Here is a 24,298-nt window from a genome sequence, read left to right as displayed (position 1 = left end):
CGGATGCTGCGGGGCACGGTGGACGTGAGACCGGAGGAACTCCTCCAGCGGCCTACCCGGACGTGGGGATCAGGCGGTGGCCCAGAGGCCGTCGTCGTCTGCGGCGCCGGGCGCCTCGACCGAGAGGCCGTGGAGCAGCTCGAGGGCGGCACGCGCCTCGTCGATGCGGCCTTCGACCGCGAGCTCGCGGATGCGCACCGACGGCTGGTGCAGCAGCACGCCCGCGAGGTGGCGCAGCGCCGCCTCGACGTCATCGCCCGCGCCGCGCGAGCGCGCACGGGCGATCTCGGCGTCGAGGATCTTCAGGACGTCACCGCGGAGCGCGGTGATCGCAGGGCCGGCCTCGCGGTCGGCATGGAACTCGGTGGCCGCGTCGCCCACGATCGCGCGCGCGTCGGCGTGGGCGCTGAACTCGGCGAGCGGCGCGTGCAGGCGGATGGTCTCGAGATCGAGCAGCTCGACCGCCTCGACTGCCCCGACGGCGGGGTCGACATTGCGCGGGAGCCCGAGGTCGATCACGAGCACGCGTCGTCCGGGGGTGAACGCGTCCGCGTGCACGACGGCATCCGCCGTGCAGGTGATGACGACGTCGGCCTGAGCGACGGCGGCCGCGAAGTCCGACACGGGGATCAGCCCGTGCTGCGCGGCGAACGCCTCGGCGCGACCCGACGGCGAGAAGACGTGGATGTCGCCGGCACCGCGGGCGCGGAGCGCCTCGACCGTGCGGACGGCGTATTTTCCGGTGCCCACGAGCACGATCTTCGCGGCGGACCACTCGGCGACCCGGCTCGACGCCAGTTCGAGGGCGAGGCGCACGAGCGAACGGTGCGCCCCGCGCAGCTGGGTGCGGTTGCGCACGCCGCGGCTGGTGTGGGTGGCCTTCTGGAACAGGCGCTCCAGCTCGCTCGAGGTCATGCCGTCGGCACGAGCGGCGTCGAGCGCGCGACGCACCTGACCCGAGATCTCGTCTTCGCCGACCGACATCGACTCGAGGCCGCTCGTGACGGCGAAGAGGTGGGCCGCAGCATCCGCCCCCTGATGAACCGCGACCGACGCGCGCAGCAGATCGACGGACACGCCGGATGCGTCGGCCATCGCCTCGATGACGGACTCGGCAGCGACCGCCTCGCCGCCCGTGAGCGGCTCGTCGATGTCGAGATAGGCCTCGAACCGGTTGCAGGTCGCGAGCACGACGGCGCCGGAGACGAAGATCTCGTCGTCCACGAGCGCGCGCGTCGCCGTGGGCGCCCCCACAGAGAGACGCTCCAGGATGTCGAGGCTCGCGTTCCGATGGTTCGCGGTCAGACAGAGGAGCACAGACCTAATCTTAACGTGTGTCGTTGCATGACTCTCACCCTTCCGTCCTTCAGAGAAACGATCCCCCCGCGCTGATACGCGCCTATCGGGGCGAACGGCCGGCTCGCACGCCGGTCTGGTTCATGCGTCAGGCGGGCCGATCGCTGCCGGAATACCGCGAGCTGCGGGTCGGCACCGACATGCTCGACGCCTGTCTGAATCCCGAGCTCGCCAGCGAGATCACGCTGCAGCCGGTGCGCCGGCACGGCGTCGACGCGGGGATCTTCTTCAGCGACATCGTGATCCCGGTGCGCCTGTCGGGGGTCGACGTGCGCATCGTCGCAGGACGCGGGCCAGTGCTCGAGAACCCGGTGCGGACGGCGGAGGATGTCGCGTCCCTGCCCCCGCTCGACCCGGAATCGCTCGCTCCGATCCGCGACGCGGTGGCGCTCACGGTCGCCGAACTCGGCACGACGCCGCTCATCGGCTTCGCGGGTGCTCCGTACACGCTCGCGTCGTACCTCGTCGAGGGCGGCCCGTCGAAGGAGCAGCTGAAGACGCGGGCGCTCATGCACTCCGACCCCGAGACCTGGGCGGCGCTGCTGACGTGGTGCGCCGGGATCACCGGGCAGTTCCTCGCCGCGCAGATCGAGGCGGGCGCGTCGGCGGGGCAGCTCTTCGACTCGTGGGCGGGCTCGCTCAGCCTCGCCGACTACACGCAACACGTCGCGCCGTTCTCCACCCTGGCCCTCGACGCGGTGCGACACCTCGATGTGCCCCTGGTGCACTTCGGCGTCGGCACCGGCGAACTGCTGGCCGCGATGCGCGACGTCGGCGTCGACACCGTGGGCGTCGACTGGCGTCTCCCGCTCGACGAGGCCGTACGCCGGCTCGGCCCCGACGTCTCGGTGCAGGGCAACATCGACCCCGCGCTGCTGCGCGCCCCGTGGCCGGTGCTCGAGGCGCACATCCTCGACGTGCTCGAGCGCGGCCGCGCCGCCCGCGCGCATGTCGTGAACCTCGGGCATGGCGTCCCGCCCGACACCGACCCGACGGTGCTCACGCGCATCGTGGAGTTCGTCCACGCGAATGGCTGACTTCAGCGTCGTCGGCGGCGGCGTCGCAGGGCTCGTCGTCGCCCGCCGGCTGGCGGCCTCGGGCGCTGCCGTGACGGTGTTCGAGGCGTCCGATCACCTCGGCGGGACGGTCGCGGGGCACGAGGTCGGAGGACTCGCGCTCGACGCCGGCGCCGAGAGCTTCGCGGTCCGCGGCGGCGCGGTCGAGGCGTTGCTGGCCGAGTTGGGCCTCGACGGCGACATCGTCGCCCCCGCTCCGGGGCCGGCCTGGCTGCAGCCCGTCACAGGCGACGCGGTCCCCCTGCCGGCGACTGCGCTGCTCGGCATCCCCTCCGATCCGCTCGCCGACGACGTCGTGCGCGTCGTCGGACTCGCGGCGGCGGAACGAGCCGTCGCGCTCGACGCGCGCCCCGTCGGCGAGGTGCCCGCGATGCTCGGACCGCTCGTGCGGGAGCGTCTCGGCGCCGACGTGCTCGACCGGCTCGTCGCACCCGTCGTGCACGGCGTGCACTCGCAGCACCCCGACCAGCTCCCGGTCGCTCGCGCCCACCCCGGGCTCGCTGACGCCGTCGCGAGTGCGGGTTCGCTCAGCGGAGCCGTCGCGCGCCTGCGCGCCGCCGCTCCCCCGGGCGCCGCGGTCGCGGGCATCCGCGGCGGCATCCATCGGCTCGTCCCCGCCCTCGCCGACGACCTCGCGCGGCGCGGGGGCGACATCCGCCTCGGAACGCGGGTCGACGACCTCGGCGCTCTCGACGGCACCGTCGTCGTGGCCGCGCCGGGCGTGGCCATGCCTGCCGCGCCCGGTCGTCGCATCGACCTTGTGACGCTCGTGGTGGAGCAGAACGAGTTGGATGCCGCGCCCCGAGGCACCGGACTGCTCGTCGCCGCCGGAGCCCCGGTGGGCGCTCGCGCGCTCACCCACGCCACAGCCAAGTGGGAGTGGCTCCGCGACGCCGCCGCCGGGCGCCACGTTGTCCGGCTCTCCTACGACGAGACACCCGCCGACCCCGTCGCCGCAGCCCGGGCCGACGCCGAGACGCTGCTGGGGGTGCGACTGCCGGTCGTGGTCGACGCGGCCCAGGTGTCCTGGGTGCGGCCGGCCGCAGCATCCACTGTCCCCTCCGGTCTCACGGTCGTCGGCGAGACGGTCGCGGGCTCCGGCCTCGCCGGCATCGTCGCCCACGCCGAGCGCACGGCCGCCGAGCTTCTGCAGCGCTGACCGGCGTCCGTAGAACCCGCTCGGTCCGGACTTCGCATCCTTTTCCGGGCTCCGAACCGTGAAGTCCGGACTTCGCACGAGGGGCACGCTCCGGGGGCACACGCAGGGTCCGGACAACGCGAGACCGCCGACGCCAAAACCCGCGAAGTCCGGACTTCGCACGATGGAGGCGGAGCACGGGCCCCGGTCTGCGTGGCGACGCGGATTGAAACGGCGCTCCCGGAAACCTCGCACGCAGGGGGTGAAAGGATGGAACCATGACCGACGTCGCGGCGAACTCCCCCACTGAAACCCTCGGCTACACCCTGTGGGCGGTCTTCCGCCGCGACGCCTCTGCGCCCGCCCCCGCCGGCGATCTGACTGCGGCGGTCGCCGAGGTCGAGGCATCCGGAGTCACCGTCCGCGGGTTCTACGACGTGTCGGGCCTGCGCGCGGACGCCGACCTCATGATCTGGCTCACCGGAGTGGGCATCGCCCCCGAGGTGCTGCAGTCGGCCCTCCGGACGCTCCGTCGCGCTGAGCCGCTCGCCTCCCTCGTGCCGGTCTGGAACGCGATGGGCGTGCACCGCGACGCCGAGTTCACCGCCAGCCACCTGCCCGCGTTCATGCGCGACAAGGATCCCGAGGCGTGGCTCACGGTCTACCCGTTCGTGCGGTCGTACGACTGGTACATCCTCCCCGACGACGAGCGCCGCCAGATGCTCGCCGACCACGGCCGCAAGGGCGCCGCGCACCGCAGCGTGCTGAGCAACACGGTCGCGTCGTTCGCGCTCGGCGACTACGAGTGGATCCTCGCCCTCGAGGCGCCCGAGCTCGTCGAGCTCGTCGACCTCATGCGCGACCTCCGCCAGACCGAAGCCCGTCGCCACGTGCGCGAAGAGGTGCCGTTCTACACCGGACGCCGCATCGGTCTCGACGAGATCGCCGAGGTGCTGGCGTGACCACGCTGCGCATCGGCACCCGCGGCAGCACGCTCGCGCTGACGCAGACCGGCATGGTCGCCGACGATCTCGCGGACGCGTACGGCGTCACGACCGAGCTCGTCACGATCACGACCGACGGCGACCGCTCCAACGAGCCGCTGTCGCGCGCCGGCGGCACCGGGCTCTTCACCGGGGCGCTCCGCGACGCGCTCCTCGCCGGCGAGTGCGACGTCATCGTCCACTCGCTCAAGGACCTCCCCACGGCACCCCACGACCAGCTCGTCGTCGCGGCCATGCCTGCCCGCGAAGACCCGCGCGACGCCCTCATCGCCCGCGACGGGCTGAAGCTCGACGAGCTCCCCGCCGGTGCCCGCGTCGGCACCGGATCGCCCCGCCGTATGGCGCAGCTGCGCGCCCGCCGCCCCGACCTCGAGGTCGTCGACATCCGCGGCAACGTCGACACCCGCCTCGGCAAGGTGACGAGCGGAGAGCTGGATGCGGTCATCCTGGCCGCCGCCGGCCTCACGCGCATCGGGCGCACCGACGTCGTGACCGAGTTCCTGGACGCGGACCGGTGGCCCACGGCCCCGGGTCAGGGCGCCCTCGCGGTCGAGGTGCGCCGCGGCGAGGAGCACCTCGTCGATCGTCTCGACCACGCCGAGACCCGCGCAGCCGTCGAGGCCGAGCGCGAGGTGCTCGCCCTCCTTGAGGCCGGCTGCTCCGCCCCGGTCGGCGCGCGCGCCGTCGTCGACGCCGGGCTCCTCCTGCTCTCGGCGAGCGTGTACAGCCTCGACGGCACGACGACCCTCACCTCGTCGCACGCCACCGTGTGGCCCGAGGACGAGGGCGATCCGTCGCGCGAGGTCGCAGCATCCGTCGCCCGTGAACTGCTCGATGCCGGCGCCGCCGGCCTGACGGGAGAACGCCCGTGACGTACAACCCGATGGATCGACCGCGGCGCCTGCGCCAGACCCCGGCCATGCGGCGCCTCGTCGCCGAGACGCGCCTGCACCCGGCCGAGCTGATCCTGCCGCTCTTCGTCCGCGAGGGCGCGAGCGAGCCGGTGCCGATCTCGTCCATGCCGGGCGTGGTGCAGCACTCGACGGAGAGCCTCAAGGGTGTGGTGGCGGATGCCGTGGCCGCCGGCATCGGCGGCATCATGCTGTTCGGCGTGCCCGAGCACAAGGACGCGGTGGGCTCCGGCGCGACGGATCCCGACGGCATCCTCAACGTCGCGACCCGCATCGCCGTGGCCGAGGCGGGCGACGCGCTCGTCGTGCAGACCGACCTGTGCCTCGACGAGTTCACCGACCACGGCCACTGCGGTGTGCTCGACACGAAGGGCTACGTCGACAACGACGCGACCCTCGAGCGCTACCGCGACATGGGTGTGGCCCAGGCGGAGGCAGGCTCGCAGCTGCTCGGTCTGTCGGGCATGATGGACGGCCAGGTCGCCGCGGTGCGCGATGCGCTGGACGATTCGGGCCACGGCAACACGCCGATCCTCGCCTATGCGGCGAAGTACGCGTCGGCGTTCTACGGTCCGTTCCGCGAGGCCGTGCAGTCCTCGCTCGAGGGCGACCGCCGCACGTATCAGCAGGATCCGGCCAACCGCCGCGAGGGCGCCCGCGAGCTCGACCTCGACATCGCGGAGGGTGCCGACATCGTGATGGTCAAGCCCGCGATGAGCTACCTCGACGTGCTGGCGGACGCGGCGGCGACCAGCCCCGTCCCGGTCTGGGCCTACCAGGTGTCGGGCGAGTACGCCATGATCGAGGCGGCTGCCGCCCACGGGTGGATCGACCGCCGCCGCGCGATCGAGGAGTCGGTGATCGGCATCCGCCGCGCCGGCGCCGACGCCGTGCTGACCTACTGGGCCCTGGAACTTGCGGAGTGGATCCGATGACGACGAACGCACAGGAATTCGCCCGCGCCCGTGGCGCCATGCCAGGCGGTGTGAACTCGCCCGTGCGGGCCTTCGGCTCGGTGCACGAGACGCCGCGCTTCTTCGTGTCGGCGTCCGGCCCCTACGTCACCGACGTCGAGGGGCGCGAATACGTCGACCTCGTCGGCTCGTGGGGTCCTGCGATCCTCGGGCACGCCCACCCCGCGGTCGTGAAGGCGGTTCAGGATGCCGCGGCGCACGGCCTCGGCTTCGGTGCGAGCACGCCGGGCGAGACGGAGCTGGCCGAGCTCATCGCCGCCCGCGTCGCGCGCGACGGCGAGGCGAAGCCGGTCGAACGGGTCCGTCTGGTGTCCACCGGCACCGAGGCGACGATGACCGCGATCCGCCTCGCGCGCGGCGCGACCGGGCGCGACCTGATCGTGAAGTTCGCCGGGCACTACCACGGGCACTCCGACGGCCTGCTGGCCGAGGCCGGCTCGGGCGTCGCGACGCTCGCGATGCCGGGCTCTGCCGGCGTTCCCGCCCCGATCGCCGCGCAGACGCTGGTCATCGCGTACAACGACCTCGGCGCGGTGCACGAGGTGTTCGAGGCCCGCGGCGACGACATCGCCGCGGTGATCGTCGAGGCGGCGCCCGCCAATATGGGCATCGTCCCGCCCGCGCATGGCTTCAATGCCGCCCTCGCCGACATCGCGCATGCGCACGGCGCGATGCTGATCCTCGACGAGGTGCTCACCGGCTTCCGCGTCGGGCCCGCCGGGTGGTACGGCATCGACCCGGTGCCGTTCTCGCCCGATCTCATCACGTTCGGCAAGGTGGTGGGCGGCGGGCTGCCGCTCGCCGCGATCGGCGGCTCCGCCGCGCTCATGGAGCTGCTCGCGCCGCTCGGGCCCGTGTACCAGGCCGGCACGCTGAGCGGGAACCCGCTCGCCGTCGCCGCGGGACGCACGACCCTCGACCACCTCGACGACGCCGCGTATGCCCGCATCGACGCCGCTGCGACGACGATCGCCGATGCCGCAGCATCCGCCCTCGAAGAAGCCGGCGTCACGCACGTCGTGCAGCGCTCGGGCAACCTGTTCTCGATCCAGTTCGCGGCCGAGGCGCCGACGGACTACGACACGGTGAAGGCGCAGGAGGCGTTCCGCTACCCGCCGTTCTTCCGGGCGATGCTCGCGCAGGGCGTGTCGCTGCCGCCGTCGGTGTTCGAGGCCTGGTTCGTGTCGGCCGCGCACGACGACACCGCCGTGTCGCGCATCGTCGACGCCCTTCCCGCCGCCGCGCGCGCCGCCGCCGAGGCCACTCCCGACTGAGGATTCCGGCGGCTCCAGACGTCGCCACGACGGCGTCGGCGGTCCACCCGCCGCCGTGCCGGCGTCAGTTGCCGGATTCGACCAGGGGGTGGCCCACGGCGTCGGCGAGCGCGTTGGCGATGTGGACGGCCGGGTCCTCGCAGGGACCGGTCGTGCGGCCCCCGGGCGTGGTCGGCGCGTCGGCCGGGCACTCTCCCGACTTGATGTCGCTGTCGACCATGACGATGAGTGTCGTCCCCGACTCGGCGTGGTGCTGCACGACGGTGTTGTATCCCATGAGCTCGCCGGTGTGGCCGTACCAGCCGAGCGCGAGGCCGAGCCCGAGGCCATACGCTCGCGCCTCGGACTGCGGAGCTTGCTTGTCGGGCCCGAGGTAGACCGGGATGTCGAAGTCGAACGAGTCGAGGCGCGTCGCCTGCCACTCCGGCGACAGGATGCCCTCCCCCGTGGCCAGCGCTTCGCCCCACGTCAGGAGGTCCTCGAGGTCGGAGATCATCGCGCCCGCCGACCAGCCCCACGACGGGTTCCAGTCCGTGGCCTCGACCGGCAGGTTGTCGTCGGTCCCCTGGGTCGTGTACCCATGCGCGTGCGGGTCGGGGAACGAGGCGTCCGTCGGGAAGAAGGTGGCCGACAGCCCGAGCGGCTCGGTGATCTGCTCGCGCATGACGTCCTGGATGGGCTTGCCGGTGACCTGCTCGATGACCATGCCCAGGAGCACGGTGTTCGTGTTCGAGTAGAACGTCATCGACCCCGGCGGGTACATCGGCTCGGTCCCCTTGACCAGGTCGACCAGTTGCTGCGGCGTCCACACGTGGTTCGGGTCGCTGAAGAGCGTGTCCTGGAACGACTGATCGAAGGTGTACGACGGGATGCCGCTGCGCATGGAGGCGAGCTCGTACAGCGTCGCGTCGCCGTTGGGCATGCCGGGGATGTACATCTCGATGGGGTCGTCGAGCGAGAGCTCGCCCTGCTCGGCGAGCTGCAGCAGCGCGGTGATCGTGAAGGTCTTCGTGACGCTGCCGACCCGCTGGTTGACGTCCGCGGTCATCGGGATCGTCTTGTCCCAGTCCTGGTAGCCGATCGTCGCCGCCCAGGTTCCCTCGGGGGTGCGGATCGCCATGACGGCGCCCGGCGCGCTGACACCGTCGAACGCCTCCGTGGCGGCCGCCCCGAGCGCATCGCCGGCCTCGTCGCCGAGCCCGTCCTCGACGACAGCCAGGGCGCCCGGTTCGGTTGTCGCCGACGGGGCGGCGTCGGGCTCCGGGCTCCCGCACGCGGCCAGCCCTGCGGTCAGGGCGGCCACGAGCGACAGAGCGAGCACGGTCGGGCGAGCAGCGGATTTCGGCACGGCATGGCCCCCATCGATCGAGCAGCGGACGCCGCCTTCCCCCGGCGGGCGCCTCTCCTACCCTGGCGGAAATCTCGCGGCTGGCGCAACAGGACTCAGGTCGCCAAGATGACTCGGCGCCGACAATGCCCGCTGCCCGCCCAGAGGGGAGGGAAAAGCCGAAGGCCCCCGCGCTGCGGGGGCCTTCTCTCGGTGGACCTGAGGGGAATCGAACCCCTGACCTCCTCGATGCGAACGAGGCGCGCTACCAACTGCGCTACAGGCCCTTGAACCTCGAAAACACTATCACGGTTCGACACCCGCTCCGAATCGACGGAGCCCCGCCAGAGGCCTATTCGCCGGCCGCGCGACGGGTCAGCAACTGCCGCACGTGCGCCTCGATCTCGGCGTCGTCGACGTACCCCATGCGGGCGTATTCGGACTCGACGGAGGCCGTCCGCGCGGTGCGCGCGACGTCGATCGACGGCGGCTGCTGCGCCGCCGCACGAGCCGCCATGGCCTCTTCCAGGGCGGCCTGCCGGAGCGCCGCGCGAGCGGCTTCGCCGTCCAGCACCGCGGCCGCCCGCGAACCCGCCGACGCCGTGAGCGGACGGGGAAGGTCGCGGGGCGCCCACTCGCGCTGCTCGCGCTCGAGGGCCACATCCTGCAGTTCCGCGATGCGGCGGGGCGCAGCATCCGTCGCCCGCGACACGGCACGCGCGGCGACGCGGGAGAGACGGTGGAGGATGAGACCGGATGCCGCCACCAGGCCGGCTCCGGCCCACATCAGGGTCTGCGCGCCGGCGGTGATGGTTTCGTACACCCCCCACACGGCGATCCCGAGGCCGATGACGCCCGCGAACGTCGCTGCGAGCCGGAACCGGCGTCGTGCGCGCGCACGGCGCGCCGCCGGAAGGGAGCGGACCGACGCGAGGTCGGAGCGTGCGGCTGCAGCCGCCTGCGCACGTTCGGCACGTGCCCGCTCCAGATCGACGCGGGCGGCGGCCTCGGCGGCGACCCGGTCGGTGCGTGCGCGTTCCACGCCGATGCGGGCGGCGGCCTCGGCGGCCTCACGCTCACCCTTGGCGATCTCGAGATCGACGCGGGCGCCCTCGAGAGCCGCATGCTCGCGCTCGGCCAGGGCGCGCTTCGCGAGCTTCTGCTGCGCGGCGGCGGTGCGGGCATTGAGCTCGAGCCGCACCTCTTCGGGGGTCTCGCTCGTCTCGGCGAGCACCCGGAGGGCCTGATTCAGGCGGACGGCGTTGCGCTCGGCCGCGTCGAACTGGCGACGACTGTGCCATGACGGCAGCAGGTACACCAGCCACAAGGCCACGGCGACGAGAACGATGACTCCCCCACCCCACACCTGCCCGCCCATGGTCACCACGGTAAGCGACCGGACGGCGGTGTCCCGAACATCCGCGCGCGTGTCACGCAAGACGGATTTCTCGCGTGGTCAGGCACGGCGATGCGCGGCGGCCCGCCATCGGGGGTGGAGAACGGCAACCGGACGACCTAGGCGTGCAGCCGGTCCGCGGGCGGAACCGTGGCCGCATCCTGGGGCACGCGACCCGACACCCAGCGCTGGAGCACGCCCTCGGGGACGTCCTCGCGGACGAGGGCGAACGCGTAGTGGTCGCGCCAGTCCCCGTCGATGTGGATGAACCGGCGGCGCAGCCCTTCGTAGCGGAAGCCGAGCTTTTCGACCACGCGGAGGCTGGCACGGTTCTCGGGACGGATGCAGATCTCCATGCGGTGCAGCCGCAGTTCCGAGAAGCAGATGTCGGTCGCGAGGGCCACCGCCGTCGGCGTGATGCCCCGCCCGGCGAACCGCTCGCTCACCCAGTACCCGATCGTCGCGGATGCGAGCGAACCTCGGGCGACGCCCCACACGTTCAGCTGGCCCGCGACCTCACCGTCGGACTCCATGACGAACGGCACGCCGACGCCGTCACGGTACTGCTGCAGCAGCCGTCGGATGCCGACACGCATGTCGAACGACACCGGGCCATCGGGACTCGTCGCCTCCCACGGGCGCAGCCAGCCGCGGTTCGAGAGCAGCTCGTTCTGCAGCACACGCGCGTCGCGCTGGCGGACGAGGCGGATCGCCACCGACCCGTGCCTGCGGGGAGCCGACAGATCCACGAGACCCCCTCGAACGGGCGGCGTCAGAGGTTCGCCGCGAAATCCTTGAACCAGGGACGCAGTGCGGGACCGAGATCTTCGCGATCGGCCGCCAGCTGCACGATGGCCTTGATGTAGTCCACCCTATCGCCGGTGTCGTAGCGACGGCCACGGAAAACCACGCCGTAGACGCCGGGGCCATCGGGGTCGGTCGCGAGCTCCTGCAGGGCGTCGGTGAGCTGGATCTCGCCGCCCTTGCCGGGCTCGGTGCGCTCGAGGATCTCGAACACGTTCGGCGAGAGCACGTATCGGCCGATCACCGCGTAGTTCGACGGCGCATCCTCCGCCGAGGGCTTCTCGACGAGCCCGTTGACCTTCACGATGCCGTTGCCGTCGGTGGACTCCACCGACGCGACGCCGTACAGGTGGATGTGCTCGGGGTCGACCTCCATGAGGGCGATGATCGCGGCTCCGGTGCGCTCGTGCTCCGCGATCATGGTGGTGAGCAGCTCGTCGCGCTCGTCGATGAGGTCGTCGCCGAGCATGACGGCGAACGACGAGTCGCCGACGTGGGCCTTGGCCCGCAGCACGGCGTGACCGAGGCCCTTGGGCTCGCCCTGGCGCACGAAGTGGATGTCGGCGAGATCGCTCGACTCCAGCACCCGGTGCAGGCGGTCGGTGTCGCCCTTGTCCTTCAGCTTCTCCTCGAGCTCGGGGACCGAGTCGAAGTGGTTCGAGATCGCGTTCTTGTTGCGCCCGATGATCACCAGGATGTCGTCGATGCCCGCCTGCGCCGCCTCTTCGACGACGTACTGGATCGCCGGCTTGTCGACGACGGGAAGCATCTCCTTCGGCATCGCCTTCGTCGCGGGGAGGAAGCGGGTGCCGAGGCCCGCAGCGGGGATGACTGCCTTGATGGAGGTGTGCGCCATGCTGAGAGTCTAGGTGCGACGATCAGGCCTTCTCGCCCGAACGGACGGTGTGCGATACTGCGCGCCGTACAATCGACACCATGTCCGACGCCACCGCCGATGCCAAGCGCGCGCTGCGTGCCGAGCTCCGCGAACGACGCCAGCTCATCTCGCCGCAGGCGCGCGAAGCCGCCGAGGCGGGCATCCACGCGCAGCTCGACTCCCTCGTCGCCGAGCACGGCGCCCGCTCGATCTCCTGCTTCCTCTCCACCACGGCCGAGCCGGGAACCCGCTCTTTCGTGGCGGATGCCGTGAGCCGCGGCATCCGTGTCCTCCTCCCCGTGACCAGGGCCGACGGCCTGCTGGACTGGGCGGTCGCCACCCCAGAGGGCGACATCGCCGAGGGCATGTACGGACTGCCGGAGCCTGTCGGCGAACTGCTCGGCCCGATCGCGGTCAACGACGTCGACCTCCTCGTCATCCCCGCCGCCTCCGTCGACCGCACCGGGATGCGGCTCGGCTGGGGGCGCGGCTTCTACGACAAGACCCTCGGGTCGATGGAGCGGTGCCCTCCCGTCTACGCCGTCGTCTTCGACTCCGAGTTCGTGGACGAAGTGCCGAGCGACGAACTCGACGAGCGCGTCACGGGCGTCGTCACCCCCACGCGCACCATCACCCTCGCGCCCACGCGGCGCTGACAGCCGAACCGAGAGAACCATGCCCACCTACGCCTACGCCTGCAAGCAGTGCGGTCACCGCTTCGACGCCGTGCAGTCCTTCGCCGACCCGACCCTGACCGAGTGCCCCGAGTGCGGCGGGCCGCTGCGCAAGGAGTACGGCTCGATCGGCGTCACGTTCAACGGCTCGGGCTTCTACCGCACCGACTCCCGCGCCAAGCCCTCGAGCTCGGGATCGGATGCCTCGGGTGGCGCGTCCTCGTCGACTTCGACATCATCGAAGACCGAGGCGAAAGCCTCTCCCGCGTCGTCCGGAGCCTGATCCTCCGGCGCCCCAGACGCGGAACGACACCCAGGGGGTACACGTGATCAAGGGCTTCAAGGAATTCATTCTCCGCGGAAACGTCATCGACCTGGCGGTCGCGGTCGTCATCGGCGCCGCGTTCACGGCGATCGTCAACGCGATCGTCGCCGGGCTCATCAATCCCCTCATCGCGCTGGTGTTCAATGCCAGCAGTCTGGACCAGGTCGGCTGGACGGTCACCAACTACAACGGCGACGAGGTCTTCTTCGGCTTCGGCATGATCCTCGGCGCGCTCATCAACTTCCTCGCCGTCGCGGTCGTCGTCTACTTCGTTTTCGTCTATCCGATGAACCACATCAAGGAGCGCGCTGCCGCTCGCGCGGGAGTCAGCGCCGCGGACGAAGAGCCCAAGCTCCCCACCGAGCAGGAACTGCTCGTGCAGATCCGCGACCTGCTCGACAAGCCGGGCAACCAGCCTCAGACGACCGCGCGTTCCTGAGCTGCGTCAGTAGTGCGGCGGGACGTCGCGTCGCAGGCGCTCATCGTTCGGACCTGCTGAATCGGATGCCGCGTTCCCCTGGCCCTTGCGGCCGGTCGGGGGCGCGGCATCCGTCTTCTCATCAGCCGGGATCGGCTCGGCCGTGGTCCCCGGCGCGGGCGTCAGCTTCGCGCGACGGGAGCCCTTGACGCGCTCGATCCGCTGCCGGTCACTCGAGGACATCGATGGGCTGGGTCTCGTTGTCGACCCGCGGCGCGTCGGGCGGCACGCCCAGCATCGCGGCGATGCGCTGCGCGACGTCGGCCGGGTCGCGGTACAGGTCGAACGAGTGCACGCGCACATAGTGCCAGCCGAGGCGCCGCAGGATCTGCGGGCGCAGCCGCAGCGACTCGCGCAGCGACTCGCCGATCGTCTCGGGGTCGCTCTCGACCACGACCGCCTTGCCGTCGTACTGCGCGACGAGCGGCAGCAGACCGCGGTAGTGCACGTCGACGGAGAGGCCCGCACGGCGGAGCTCCCGGGCGAGTGCGCGCGTGAGCGGGTCGGCGAGGTCTTCGAGTCGCGCCTCGCGGGATCGGGCGGCGATGCCGCCCAGGATCGACATCAGGGTCGCGGCTCCGTACTCGAGACGGCCGTCGTCGAAGGCCGACGGCCGGATCGACGACACGATGACCATCGACCGCCGCGCGCGGGTCATGCCCACCGTGAGCAGCCGCTCGCCGTCGGGCGACGACAGGTCTCCGAAGTCGCTGAGCACCCGGCCGTGCTTCGTGAGGCCGAAGCCCAGCGAGAAGATGACACGGTCGCGGCTCTCGGCCACGGACTCCTCGAGCGTCAGCACCGCGAACGGCTCCGCGGTGTCGCGCGAGACGAAGTCGGCCACGTCGGAGCGTCCGGCGAACGCCGCCTCGACGGCGGCGCGGATGCGCTCGGCGTGCCGCACGCTCGCCGTGACGACCATGAGCGATTCGGTGCCCCGGTTGACGGCGTGCTCGACGACGAGGGTCACGACGCGGGCGACCTCGGAGTCGGGGCTCTCGACGGCCCCGGTGATCGGGTCGGGGGTGCCGTGCCCGCCTTCGACGTAGTCGACCGCGAGGCTCCCACGTCCCAGGTACGACCCCGCCCACGGCAGCGACACGAGCTCGCCGCCGTAGAACGCGTCGTTCACGAGGGCTGCGAGGTCCTCACCCCCAGCCCGGTAGCTGCGGGTGAGCGTCTCGACGGGCAGCAGCTCGGCGAGGCGCTCGAAGACGCTGGTGCTGTCGAACGGCGCCTCGTCGTCATCGGCGTCGGCGAGTGCGCCATCGCCGGTGACCGAGGGCGGTGCCACGGCGGCCGACATCGCGGATCCTGCGGAGACGCGGAACGGCGTGGGCTTCTGCGTCACAGGGTCACCGAACGCCACGACCTGCCCCGCGCGGCGGAGCGCCGGGGAGGCTTCGGCGAGACACAGCGCGCCGGCATCGGCCAGCACCACGACGTCGAACTCGACCGTCTCGGGGATGCGCGGCACCTCGTAGGGCGAGGCCAGCCAGACGGGCGCCACCGTGCGCGAGAGCGTGGGCGCCACCGCCGCCAGCTCGGCCGGCGTGATGGCGCCGCGCTTCAGCGCCTGCTTCAGCCCGTCGGCCTCGGAGCGGTGGTCGACGATCCCGATCCGCCACTGCGTGGCGAGATGGGCGGCGAGGAGGGGACCGGATGCCGCGGCATGGGCTTCGTCGACGAGCCGGAAGTCGCGCTCCAGCCGGTCCACGACGGCGGTGTTCGCGCCGAGCACGGCACGGTCGGTGCGCAGCAGCAGCTCGAGCGCGGACTGCCACCACGCGTACTCGAGCTCGGCGGCCACCTCGTCTTCGGGCACGTGCCGCACCGACAGCTCGAGGAGCAGCGGTTCCAGGCCCATCGCGGCGAGCTCGGAGCGCAGCGTCGCGCGCTCCTTGAGGTTGTCGAACACGTCGGAGTCCGCGGCGAGCCCGGCGAGCGTGCGCACGAGCTGCTTGACGGGGAGGGTCGAGAGCCGGTCGGCGCCGGTGCGGCCGAGGACGGCGTCCACCTCGCCGAGTTCGGCGTCGACGCGCTGCCAGGCGACCTGGACGTCGCCGAGGCCCAGGGGCACCTCGGGGGTCACGCCGACGTCGACGTAACGCTGCCACTCGGTGCGCTGCTGCTGGATCTTCACCAGCGCCTCGTACATGTCGGGCACGTGCACGCCGGGTCGCAGGTACTCGCGAGAGAGGCGGCGGAGGCGGCGCCGGTTCGCGCCGTTCATCTCCGGCGCGTCGCGACGCGGCGCGTGCGCCTGGATGAGTTCGGCCAGCGGCCGCTCGAACACGGTGAGGCTGAACTTGTCGAGCGAGTCGCGGATGCCGCGCAGCAGGCGCAGGTACACGCCGAGCTCGGCGACGGTCTGGAACGGCCGCATGCGCGTCTGCGCGATGAGCTCGTAGCCGCGCTCGAGCAGCGTCGGCACGTCGCTGCGGTGCAGCTTGCCGGCGAGCGCGTGCGCCCCGCGGGCCTCCTCCACGGTCGCGAACGTGACGCCGTACCAGGGCGAGTCGTCGGGGCCGAAGCGGAACTCGCCCAGTCGCGCGGCGGCGGAGAGCTTCGCCGCAGCATCCTTCCGCGTCGAAGCGAGGCTCGCCAGGGCGTCCGCTTCGAAGCGCGCCTCGGTCGCCGGGGCGACGCCCCGCTCGGCGAGTTCGGCGAGCTCGCGGAGGATGTCGAGCACCGACACGTCGAAATCCGGATGCTTCGCGGTTACGGCGGAGCGGTAGTCCCGGAGCACGCCCCGCAGCCGCACCAGCGCGTCGTCGATGTCGGAGACCTTCGGCGCCTCGGCCTTCTCGTTCCGGCCGATCGCACGGATGAGATCGCGCTGCAGGCGGTCGGGCGAGACCGCCAGGCCGGGAAGCCCGATCCCCGCGAGACGATGCCGCACGCCGTCGAGCGTCGAGCGGCGCGCGCTCACCACCAGGACGCGCTTGCCGTCTCGCACGAGCGCGCCCACCGCGTTGATGACGGTCTGCGTGCCGCCGGTGCCGGGCAGCGTGTGGATGACGAGGGACTGGCCGTCGGCGATCCGAGCGAGCACGCGCTCCTGCTCGGAGTCGGCGTCGAGGAGCAGCATGTCGGCGGCCGGGGCACGGTCGTCGGGGCTCGTCGGCACGGGTCCGTCCCGGCGGATCGTGAGCGATTCACGGTCGGCGACGTGACCGGCGAGTGCGTTGAGCACGCGGTGGTCGAGATCCGATGCGTCGAGCGCCATGTCGCCGCCGACGTCGGCGAAGGTCGACACGAGCAGACGCGGCTTCACTGCGTAGCTGTCGATCGACGCGGTGAGCGCACGGATGTGGTCGATCACCGGCTGCGGTTTGAAGACGCCGCCCTCGTAGGCGAGAGCGGCGAGGCCGCCGGCGTCGATCATGATGCCGAAGTGCGTGCGCATCGCGCGGATCAGCTCCGGGTTGACCGCGAACGTCCCGTGCAGCTTGAGCTCGAAGTCGCCGTGGTGGCGCCGGATCGCGAGCGGGCGGAGCAGCACGGGTGCGCTCCACGTGATCCCGGCGACGCGCCAGGTCGCAAGACCGACCGCAAGCCGCACGGTGTCGAGACCGCGGGTCGTGCGCAGCTCCTGGTCCTTCGCGGTGATGCTCTGGGCCGCGAGCCGGGCGTTGCGAAGCGCGACCTCGTCGCGGAACAGGTTCGACAGCAGCGTCGACCGCCCGGTGATGAACTGGGGCAGGCTCCCGGGGTGCGCCTTCGTGATCTCGATCGCGGCATCCTGCCCGTCGACGAAGTGCAGCAGAGTCGATCGGCCGCCCAGGGCGGCGGACTGCAGCCGGAGCCGGTCGCGCTCGGTCTCGGCGACGTGCACGACCGTGACGTCGGGTTCGGCGAGACCCAGATCACCCGGGGTCACGTCGTACCCGCGCTCGGCATCTCCTGAGCCCAACACGGCGCTGCGTTCTGCTCGCCACACACGTGCCACCCTAAAGGCGACGTGTGCCCGGCTCTTGCAATGGACCTGAGTTTCGCGGTATTGGACCCCCGCGGAACAGGCCCCGGACCACGCCCTCTCCTCCCCCGCGGGCGTTCCGCGCGCCGTTCCCACAGATCCCGCCGACGACCGGCGACGGCGTCCCCGACCCGCGCCAGGATGGTCGCATGACCCCCGAGGATCCGCCCCGCTACCGCGTCCACCCGTCGCCCATCGGCGACATCCTGATCGTCACGACCGATGACGGCATCGTGACCCTGCACCCCTTCGACGGCCCCCTGCACGCCGAGATCGAGCGCGTCGCCCTGCAGCTGCGCACTCTCCCTGTGCCCGATGACGACACGGATGCCGCCGCCCCGGGTGCCGCCGACGTGTTCGAGAGCGCGGTGACGCAGCTCGACGAATACTTCGACGGCGACCGTGAAGAGTTCGATCTGCCGCTGGACTGGCGGCTCGTCCGCGGCTTCACGCGCGCCGCGCTGGAGGCCGTGTGCGACATCCCCCACGGCGAGACAGCCAGCTACGGAGAGGTCGCGATCGCGGCCGGCATCCCCCGCGCCGCGCGCGCTGTCGGGACCGCGTGCGCCACCACGCCGTTCTCCGTCGTCGTGCCGGTGCATCGCGTCGTCCGTGCCGACGGCTCGCTCGGCGAGTACGGCGGGCGACCCGACGTGAAGCGGTTCCTCATCGACCTCGAGCAGGGGCCCACCATTCCGGTGGCGCCGGCCACCGCCGGCGCCACCGAGACTCCGGCTCCGCACTGAGGCCGAGCCGGTCGAGGCTGCGGGCGTGTAGGCCGCCCGCATGCCGCGAGGCCCGCGCGGCACGGCGACGCCCGCGGGCCTCGCGATCCGCGTCGACGGCAGGTCCGTCCGCCGGGGGCGATCCCCCCGACTGGTAAAGTCGACGCTACGAAAGAGGGCGGCGAGGACGCCGTCACGCCGGAAGCAGGTAGCCGTGGGCGCGTCTCTCCCACATCGCGCACCGGCCCCCGATCGCACAGGCGCGGGGGTCCGCATCGTCGTGGACGCGCTCGACGGGGATCCCGGCGACGCGCAGGCGCTCGATCACGCGGTAGCCGAACTCGTCCGTCGCACCCGATTCCCGGTCGCCTTCGGCGGACTCGCGCTCGGCGACGCGATCCACGTCACGTCCATCCACGGTGCCCGCACCCGCAACCTGCAGGGGCTCGTCGTGGAGGCCTCCCGCGGTCTCGGCGGGCGGGCGCTCGTCGAGAAGCGTCCGCGACTCGCGCTGGACTACGGCTCGTCACGCAGCATCACGCACGACTACGACCGCGCCGTCCTCGGTGAGGGCATCGCGACGCTGTTCGCCGTCCCCGTCATGGTGGGCGGGCGCGCCCGCGGCGTCATCTACTGCGGATCGTGGGCCGCCTCCCCTGTCGGCGACGTCGTCGCCCGCCCGGCCTTCGCGGTCGCGGAGGAGCTGTCGAGCGAGCTGCGCATCCGCGACGAGGTGCAACGGCGGCTGACCCTCTCTCCCCCGCGCTCCGCACCGGCCGCCATGCCGGCGACGACGCGCGAGGAACTGCGCGAGACGTACGCCGAGCTGCGCAGCATCGCGGCGATCATCGACGACCCCGCGCTGCGCGCGCGCCTGGACCGCCTCGAGCAGCGGCTGGCCGCGCTCTCGCACGACGCATCGGAGCCGTCGGTCGAGCTCGACGTCCGGTTGTCGCCGCGCGAGATCGACGTGCTCGCCTGCGCAGCTCTCGGCTCGACGAATGCCGAGATCGCGGCGACACTCGACCTCAAAGAGGGCACGGTCAAGTCGTACCTGCAGTCCGCGATGGCGAAGCTGGATGCCTCGACCCGGCACGCCGCGGTCGTCACCGCCCGCCGCGCCGGCATCCTTCCCTGACCTCGGCCGGCGGACGCCCCGCGTACGGGATCCGCCGTATCGCCGCCCGCGATCATTCCGGACAGTCGCGTCCGAATTCTCATCGCTCCCGAATTGTCCTCGTGAGGCGGCTGTTATCCACGGCCACGGAATTCATCAATAGGCTGGCGCGACAATTCGGCGTATTGTTCCCTCATGGCCCGCAGAATCGTTCACCAGCTCGTCGACGACATCGACGGAACCCTTTTGGAAGCCGGCGAAGGCGAGACCGTGTTGTTCTCGCTCGACGGCGTCGCATACGAGATCGACCTCACCGACGAGAATGCCGCCGCACTGCGCGGCGCACTCGAGCGTTACACCAAGGCGGCCCGCGCCGTCTCGTCCAGCCGCGCAACCTCGAGCGCCGCCTCCGCCGGCCGTAAGCGTCGCCGCAGCGGACAGCAGGATTACAGCGGCGTCCGCGAATGGGCGAAGCAGAATGGCTATCAGGTGTCCGAGCGGGGCCGGGTTCCGGCATCCGTCCTCGAAGCCTACGAGGCGGCGCACTGACGCACGCCGCCTCGCGGCCGTTGATCAACGATTCGTCGCCGCTTTCACGAGCGTGAGAGCTGGAAGAGAATCTCGTCGACTTTCTCTTTGGCGTCGCCGAAGAGCATCTGTGCGTTGTCGCGGTAGAACAGCGGATTCTGCACGCCTGCGTATCCGGATGCCATCGAACGCTTGAACACGATGACGTTGTCGGCCTCCCACACGCGGAGCACCGGCATTCCGGCGATCGGGCTGGACGGATCCTCCGCGGCGGCGGGATTCACGGTGTCATTCGCGCCGATCACGAGCACCACGTCGACGCCCGACAGATCGTCGTTGATCTCGTCCATCTCGAGCACGATGTCGTAGGGCACCTTCGCCTCCGCGAGGAGCACATTCATGTGGCCGGGAAGGCGGCCGGCGACGGGGTGGATGCCGAACCGCACGTCGACCCCGCGCTCGCGCAGCTTCTGCACGAGGTCGGCGACGCCGTGCTGGGCCTGCGCGACGGCCATGCCGTAGCCGGGCGTGATGACGACGGTGGAGGCGCCGGCGAGCAGGTCGGCGGCGGCCTCGGCGTCGATCTCGCGATGCTCGCCGTACTCCTCGTCGCCGCCCTTCGGGGCCTCGATGCCGAACCCGCCGGCGATCACCGACAGGAACGACCGGTTCATCGCCTTGCACATGATGTAGCTCAGGTACGCACCCGACGAGCCGACGAGCGCACCGGTGACGATGAGCAGGTCGTTGTTGAGCAGGAAGCCCGCGGCGGCAGCCGCCCAACCCGAGTAGCTGTTGAGCATCGACACGACGACGGGCATGTCGCCGCCGCCGATCGACGCCACCAGGTGCCAGCCGAGAGCCAGAGCGAGCAGGGTCACCGCGACGAGCAGCCACAGCTCCGGGGTGATCACGTACCAGACCGTGAGCGCGAGGAACGCGACCAGCGCTCCGATGTTGAGCGCGTTCTTGCCCGGCAGCATGAGCGGCTTGGACGAGATGCGCGCCGACAGCTTGAGGAACGCGACGATCGACCCAGTGAAGGTCACCCCGCCGATGAAGACGCCGATGAAGACCTCGGCGTGGTGGATGTCGGCCAGCGCCCCGGTGAGCCCGGTGTCGTACAGCGCGCCGTTCCAGCCGACCAGCACCGCGGCCAGACCCACGAAAGAGTGCAGCAGCGCGATGAGCTCGGGCATCCCGGTCATCTGCACGATCCGCGCCCGCCACAGCCCGATCGCCGCGCCGACGAGCACGGCGACGACGAGCAGCGTCAGCCCGAGCGCGCCCGATCCACCGGTTGCTGAGCCTGTCGAAGCACCCCACGCGCCCGCCGCCACCAGGACGACGGTCGCGACGAGCGCGATCGCCATGCCGACGATGCCGAACACCACCCCACGACGGCTGGTCTCGTGCTTGCTGAGCCCCGCGAGGCTCAGGATGAACAGCAGCGCCGCGACAATGTAGGCGGCGCCCGCGACCTGGCCGGCGACCGCGATCATCGGGTCTCACCCTTCTGGAACATCGCGAGCATGCGCCGCGTCACGGCGAACCCGCCGAAGATGTTGATGGACGCGAGCAGCACCGCCACGGCGGCCAGGATCTGCACCGTGAGGTCCGGCACGGTGATCTGCACCATCGCACCGACCACGATGATGCCCGAGATCGCGTTCGTGACGCTCATCAGCGGCGTGTGCAGCGCGTGCGCCACGTGGCCGATGACGTAGAACCCGACCACGATCGCGAGCGTGAGCACCAGGAAGTGCTGCGGCAGCGGCGGCGGCGCGAACGCGCAGATCGCGAACAGCGCCGCGATGCCGGCGACGATGAGGCCGGTGCGGGTGCCGGCCGACATCGTCTTCCTCGGCGCCACGGCCGCCGGGGCGGCGGGCGCGGCCTTCGCCGGCGCGGCCGACACCTGCACGGGCGGCGGGGGCCAGGTGACCGCGCCGTCCTGCACGACGGTGACCGTGCGCTGCACGACGTCGTCGAAGTCCAGGGTGAGCTCACCGTCCTTGCCGGGGGTCAGCAGCTTCAGCAGGTTGACGAGGTTGGTCGCGAACAGCTGCGACGCCTGCTGCGGCAGCCGGCCGGGCAGGTCGGTGTACCCGAGGATCACCACACCGTTGTCGGTCACGACCTTCTCGCCGGCGACCGAGCCCTCGACGTTGCCGCCTTGCCCCGCCGCCATGTCGACGATCACGCTGCCCGAGCGCATCGAGGCCACATCCGCCGCCGTGATCAGGCGCGGCGCCGGACGACCCGGGATGAGCGCCGTCGTGATGATGATGTCGACGTCCGCCGCCTGCTCCGAGTAGATCTCGGCCGCGCGCTTGTCGTACGCCTCGCTGGTCGCCTTCGCGTACCCGTCGGACGAGACCTGCTTCGCCTCCTCGGGCACCACGACCTCGAGGTACTCGCCGCCGATCGACGCGACCTGGTCGGCGACCTCCGGCCGCGGGTCGGTCGCCCGCACGATCGCACCCAGGCTCGACGCCGCCCCGATCGCCGCGAGACCGGCCACGCCGGCGCCCGCCACCAGCACCTTCGCCGGCGGCACCTTGCCCGCCGCCGTCACCTGCCCCGTGAAGAAGCGCCCGAACTCATGCGCCGCCTCCACGACGGCGCGGTACCCGGCGATGTTCGCCATCGAGCTCAGCACGTCCATCGACTGCGCCCGCGAGATGCGCGGCACCGCGTCCAGCGCGATCGCGGTGATCCCCCGCGTCGCGAGCGACTCGACGAGATCCGGCCGCAGCGCCGGACTCAGCGTCGCGACGATCGTCGCCCCGTCCGCGAGCCGGTCGATCTCCGCCGACGTCGGCGCGTTGACCTTCAGCACCACAGGCGCTGACCACGCCGTCGCACCGTCGACGACGGCCGCGCCGGCCTTCGCGTATGCGGCGTCGGGGAACGACGAGGCGGCCCCGGCCCCGGCTTCGACGACGACGTCGTAGCCCAGGGCGATGAGTTTCGGGACGGTGGTCGGGGTCGCGGCCACCCGGGTCTCTCCGGGCGCCTCGGCGACGATGCCAATGCGGGTCATGCGTTCCTCTGGGTCGGGTGCGACAGCGTCGGCTGCGGCGACGGGGAGGTCCGCGAGACCCTCTTCGGTGCTCGCGGCGACGCCTCCACCATGTCAGACCGCGCCGCAGATACACCGTGCATTGCGCCCCGACACGATGACAAGAATCACAGAATTTGCTCCCCGCGCACCACATTCCCGCTTCTTCCGTCGCGCGCTCCGGTCTTGCCGAACCCACATGCGCGGGCCAGGCGGTTCATAGCGCACGGCGAAGATCGTCGTAAGTCGGACTCATATCCATGAAGGCATGGACAAGAAGAGCAGCGCGACCCACGGCCCCCGCAAGCGTCGGGTCCGAAACGCCGTCATCGCCACTGGTCTCGTCGTCGCCCTCTCGGGCGGCGCCGGGGCCGTCTGGGCGACAGACCGCTTCCTCGTCGAGCATGTCGAGATCGCCGACGTGTCGGAGTACGAGGCGCAGAACTCCACGGTCGACTCCACGGCGGACTCGACGACGGATGCCGCAACCGGCGCCACCGTGACCGACACGTCGTACTCCGACGGCGCCACGTCGATCACGATCTCGACCGTCACCGAGGGCTCGGGCTCCGACACCGTGACCTACTACGTCGCCGATGTGACCCTGTCGGACGCGACCGCGCTGCAGAGCGCGTTCGCGAAGGACCAGTTCGGCGAGAACATCACCGAGCTCACCAGCCGGATCGCTGCGGACAACGATGCGATCTTCGCGATCAACGGCGACTACTACGGGTTCCGCGACACCGGCATCGTGATCCGCAACGGCGTGGTCTTCCGCGACGAGCCCGCCCGTCAGGGGCTCGTCTTCTACACGGACGGCCGCGTCGAGGTGTACGACGAGACCACCACGACGGCCGACGAACTGCTGGCAGACGGGGCCTGGAACACCCTGAGCTTCGGCCCCGCGATCGTCGAGGACGGCGCCGTCGTCGACGGCATCGAGACGACGGAGATCGACACGAACTTCGGGAACCACTCGATCCAGGGCGATCAGCCGCGCACCGCCGTCGGCGTGATCGACGAGAACCACCTCGTGTTCGTCGTCGTCGACGGACGCCAGTCCGGGTACAGCGAAGGCGTCACCCTCACCGAGCTGGCCGACATCATGATCGACCTCGGCGCCACCACCGCGTACAACCTCGACGGCGGCGGCTCGTCGACGATGTACTTCGACGGCGAGGTGATCAACTCGCCCTCCAACGGCGGCGAGCGCGGCACGAGCGACATCCTCTACATCGCCGACGCTTCCGCCGCCGACGCGGAGTGACGCC

General features: G+C 71.4%; 22 protein-coding genes and 1 tRNA gene. 13 read left to right on the top strand and 10 right to left on the bottom strand.

The window, feature by feature from the left end:
- Window positions 1–69 precede the first annotated feature (69 nt).
- Window positions 70–1,317, bottom strand: coding sequence for a glutamyl-tRNA reductase (locus ACFVSU_RS16900; RefSeq protein ID WP_387145497.1), 1,248 nt, complete (start codon window positions 1,315–1,317; stop codon window positions 70–72).
- A 17-nt stretch (window positions 1,318–1,334) separates the two neighbouring features.
- On the opposite strand from ACFVSU_RS16900, the gene hemE reads away from it, so the two are divergent.
- The 6 genes from hemE (at window position 1,335) to hemL (ending at window position 7,733) form a co-directional block, all read left to right on the top strand.
- Window positions 1,335–2,393 carry a uroporphyrinogen decarboxylase gene (gene hemE, locus ACFVSU_RS16895; protein WP_387145494.1) on the top strand — a complete coding sequence of 353 codons (1,059 nt, stop codon included), beginning with the start codon at window positions 1,335–1,337 and terminating at the stop codon, window positions 2,391–2,393.
- Window positions 2,386–3,591, top strand: a complete 1,206-nt coding sequence (locus ACFVSU_RS16890) for a protoporphyrinogen/coproporphyrinogen oxidase (protein ID WP_387145491.1) — start codon at window positions 2,386–2,388, stop codon at window positions 3,589–3,591. Before hemE ends, ACFVSU_RS16890 begins: the two co-directional genes overlap by 8 nt.
- 257 nt (window positions 3,592–3,848) lie before the next feature.
- A complete protein-coding gene (gene hemQ, locus ACFVSU_RS16885) occupies window positions 3,849–4,532 on the top strand; it encodes a hydrogen peroxide-dependent heme synthase (protein WP_310292225.1) in 684 nt (227 codons plus the stop codon).
- Entirely contained in the window at window positions 4,529–5,446 is a 918-nt protein-coding gene (gene hemC, locus ACFVSU_RS16880) for a hydroxymethylbilane synthase (RefSeq protein ID WP_387145487.1), read from the top strand. The genes hemQ and hemC overlap by 4 nt, the downstream gene beginning before the upstream one ends.
- Window positions 5,447–5,493: 47 nt before the next feature.
- Entirely contained in the window at window positions 5,494–6,420 is a 927-nt protein-coding gene (hemB, locus tag ACFVSU_RS16875; RefSeq protein WP_387146151.1) for a porphobilinogen synthase, read from the top strand.
- Window positions 6,417–7,733 (top strand): glutamate-1-semialdehyde 2,1-aminomutase, encoded by a 1,317-nt coding sequence (hemL, locus tag ACFVSU_RS16870; protein ID WP_387145484.1) that lies wholly within the window; start codon window positions 6,417–6,419, stop codon window positions 7,731–7,733. Before hemB ends, hemL begins: the two co-directional genes overlap by 4 nt.
- 64 nt (window positions 7,734–7,797) lie before the next feature.
- Here the strand turns inward: hemL and ACFVSU_RS16865 are convergent, their stop codons facing one another.
- From ACFVSU_RS16865 to galU, 5 genes are all read right to left on the bottom strand, one after another.
- Window positions 7,798–9,081, bottom strand: coding sequence for a serine hydrolase domain-containing protein (locus tag ACFVSU_RS16865; RefSeq protein ID WP_387145481.1), 1,284 nt, complete (start codon window positions 9,079–9,081; stop codon window positions 7,798–7,800).
- A gap of 193 nt (window positions 9,082–9,274) precedes the next feature.
- Window positions 9,275–9,347, bottom strand: a tRNA-Ala gene (locus tag ACFVSU_RS16860).
- A gap of 65 nt (window positions 9,348–9,412) precedes the next feature.
- On the bottom strand, window positions 9,413–10,438 hold the full coding sequence (locus ACFVSU_RS16855; protein ID WP_387145478.1) for a large exoprotein: 1,026 nt from the start codon (window positions 10,436–10,438) through the stop codon (window positions 9,413–9,415).
- 137 nt (window positions 10,439–10,575) lie between these two features.
- Entirely contained in the window at window positions 10,576–11,205 is a 630-nt protein-coding gene (locus ACFVSU_RS16850; protein ID WP_363433989.1) for a GNAT family protein, read from the bottom strand.
- Between the two features lie 23 nt (window positions 11,206–11,228).
- Complete coding sequence (galU, locus tag ACFVSU_RS16845; RefSeq protein WP_387145474.1) at window positions 11,229–12,116, bottom strand: UTP--glucose-1-phosphate uridylyltransferase GalU; 888 nt, start codon at window positions 12,114–12,116, stop codon at window positions 11,229–11,231.
- 80 nt (window positions 12,117–12,196) lie between these two features.
- Here galU and ACFVSU_RS16840 point away from each other — a divergent pair, with 80 nt between their 5' ends.
- Genes ACFVSU_RS16840 through mscL form a run of 3 tightly spaced genes read left to right on the top strand, consistent with a single transcriptional unit; the run spans window position 12,197 to window position 13,575 of the window.
- On the top strand, window positions 12,197–12,793 hold the full coding sequence (locus tag ACFVSU_RS16840) for a 5-formyltetrahydrofolate cyclo-ligase (protein WP_375872557.1): 597 nt from the start codon (window positions 12,197–12,199) through the stop codon (window positions 12,791–12,793).
- A 19-nt stretch (window positions 12,794–12,812) separates the two neighbouring features.
- Window positions 12,813–13,094 (top strand): FmdB family zinc ribbon protein, encoded by a 282-nt coding sequence (locus ACFVSU_RS16835; RefSeq protein WP_387145470.1) that lies wholly within the window; start codon window positions 12,813–12,815, stop codon window positions 13,092–13,094.
- Between the two features lie 43 nt (window positions 13,095–13,137).
- Window positions 13,138–13,575: a large conductance mechanosensitive channel protein MscL gene (gene mscL / locus ACFVSU_RS16830; protein WP_387145467.1), complete on the top strand. Its 438-nt coding sequence runs from the start codon at window positions 13,138–13,140 to the stop codon at window positions 13,573–13,575.
- Between the two features lie 6 nt (window positions 13,576–13,581).
- On the opposite strand, the gene ACFVSU_RS16825 is transcribed toward mscL, so the two are convergent.
- Both ACFVSU_RS16825 and ACFVSU_RS16820 read right to left on the bottom strand, forming a co-directional pair.
- Entirely contained in the window at window positions 13,582–13,797 is a 216-nt protein-coding gene (locus ACFVSU_RS16825) for a hypothetical protein (protein ID WP_387145464.1), read from the bottom strand.
- Complete coding sequence (locus ACFVSU_RS16820; RefSeq protein ID WP_387145462.1) at window positions 13,784–17,566, bottom strand: AAA family ATPase; 3,783 nt, start codon at window positions 17,564–17,566, stop codon at window positions 13,784–13,786. Before ACFVSU_RS16820 ends, ACFVSU_RS16825 begins: the two co-directional genes overlap by 14 nt.
- 176 nt (window positions 17,567–17,742) lie before the next feature.
- Here ACFVSU_RS16820 and ACFVSU_RS16815 point away from each other — a divergent pair, with 176 nt between their 5' ends.
- The 3 genes from ACFVSU_RS16815 (at window position 17,743) to ACFVSU_RS16805 (ending at window position 19,984) form a co-directional block, all read left to right on the top strand.
- Window positions 17,743–18,339 carry a methylated-DNA--[protein]-cysteine S-methyltransferase gene (locus tag ACFVSU_RS16815; RefSeq protein WP_387145458.1) on the top strand — a complete coding sequence of 199 codons (597 nt, stop codon included), beginning with the start codon at window positions 17,743–17,745 and terminating at the stop codon, window positions 18,337–18,339.
- A 253-nt stretch (window positions 18,340–18,592) separates the two neighbouring features.
- Window positions 18,593–19,456 (top strand): LuxR C-terminal-related transcriptional regulator, encoded by an 864-nt coding sequence (locus tag ACFVSU_RS16810; protein WP_387146148.1) that lies wholly within the window; start codon window positions 18,593–18,595, stop codon window positions 19,454–19,456.
- A gap of 174 nt (window positions 19,457–19,630) precedes the next feature.
- The gene (locus ACFVSU_RS16805; RefSeq protein WP_387145455.1) at window positions 19,631–19,984 is read left to right on the top strand and encodes an Lsr2 family protein; all 354 of its coding nucleotides are present in this window, start codon (window positions 19,631–19,633) and stop codon (window positions 19,982–19,984) included.
- A gap of 44 nt (window positions 19,985–20,028) precedes the next feature.
- Here the strand turns inward: ACFVSU_RS16805 and pntB are convergent, their stop codons facing one another.
- Complete coding sequence (gene pntB / locus ACFVSU_RS16800) at window positions 20,029–21,465, bottom strand: Re/Si-specific NAD(P)(+) transhydrogenase subunit beta (protein WP_387145452.1); 1,437 nt, start codon at window positions 21,463–21,465, stop codon at window positions 20,029–20,031.
- Entirely contained in the window at window positions 21,462–23,009 is a 1,548-nt protein-coding gene (locus ACFVSU_RS16795; RefSeq protein ID WP_387145449.1) for a Re/Si-specific NAD(P)(+) transhydrogenase subunit alpha, read from the bottom strand. Before ACFVSU_RS16795 ends, pntB begins: the two co-directional genes overlap by 4 nt.
- A 286-nt stretch (window positions 23,010–23,295) precedes the next feature.
- On the opposite strand from ACFVSU_RS16795, the gene ACFVSU_RS16790 reads away from it, so the two are divergent.
- Complete coding sequence (locus tag ACFVSU_RS16790; protein ID WP_387145446.1) at window positions 23,296–24,294, top strand: phosphodiester glycosidase family protein; 999 nt, start codon at window positions 23,296–23,298, stop codon at window positions 24,292–24,294.
- The last annotated feature ends 4 nt before the right edge of the window (window positions 24,295–24,298 follow it).

The sequence above is a fragment of the Microbacterium sp. NPDC058062 genome (assembly GCF_042885375.1).
GTDB lineage: Bacteria > Actinomycetota > Actinomycetes > Actinomycetales > Microbacteriaceae > Microbacterium > Microbacterium trichothecenolyticum_C.
This window is presented reverse-complemented; position numbering and strand designations above follow the sequence as displayed.

Bases quoted from the DNA above. Each gene is read 5' to 3' on its own strand.
- ACFVSU_RS16795 (WP_387145449.1), bottom strand. From the start codon at position 23,009: ATGACCCGCATTGGCATCGTCGCCGAGGCGCCCGGAGAGACCCGGGTG.
- galU (WP_387145474.1), bottom strand. From the start codon at position 12,116: ATGGCGCACACCTCCATCAAGGCAGTCATCCCCGCTGCGGGCCTCGGC.
- ACFVSU_RS16835 (WP_387145470.1), top strand. From the start codon at position 12,813: ATGCCCACCTACGCCTACGCCTGCAAGCAGTGCGGTCACCGCTTCGAC.
- ACFVSU_RS16825 (WP_387145464.1), bottom strand. From the start codon at position 13,797: ATGTCCTCGAGTGACCGGCAGCGGATCGAGCGCGTCAAGGGCTCCCGT.
- hemQ (WP_310292225.1), top strand. From the start codon at position 3,849: ATGACCGACGTCGCGGCGAACTCCCCCACTGAAACCCTCGGCTACACC.
- ACFVSU_RS16840 (WP_375872557.1), top strand. From the start codon at position 12,197: ATGTCCGACGCCACCGCCGATGCCAAGCGCGCGCTGCGTGCCGAGCTC.
- ACFVSU_RS16805 (WP_387145455.1), top strand. From the start codon at position 19,631: ATGGCCCGCAGAATCGTTCACCAGCTCGTCGACGACATCGACGGAACC.
- ACFVSU_RS16890 (WP_387145491.1), top strand. From the start codon at position 2,386: ATGGCTGACTTCAGCGTCGTCGGCGGCGGCGTCGCAGGGCTCGTCGTC.
- ACFVSU_RS16815 (WP_387145458.1), top strand. From the start codon at position 17,743: ATGACCCCCGAGGATCCGCCCCGCTACCGCGTCCACCCGTCGCCCATC.
- hemL (WP_387145484.1), top strand. From the start codon at position 6,417: ATGACGACGAACGCACAGGAATTCGCCCGCGCCCGTGGCGCCATGCCA.
- ACFVSU_RS16855 (WP_387145478.1), bottom strand. From the start codon at position 10,438: ATGGGCGGGCAGGTGTGGGGTGGGGGAGTCATCGTTCTCGTCGCCGTG.
- hemB (WP_387146151.1), top strand. From the start codon at position 5,494: ATGCGGCGCCTCGTCGCCGAGACGCGCCTGCACCCGGCCGAGCTGATC.
- pntB (WP_387145452.1), bottom strand. From the start codon at position 21,465: ATGATCGCGGTCGCCGGCCAGGTCGCGGGCGCCGCCTACATTGTCGCG.
- ACFVSU_RS16790 (WP_387145446.1), top strand. From the start codon at position 23,296: ATGGACAAGAAGAGCAGCGCGACCCACGGCCCCCGCAAGCGTCGGGTC.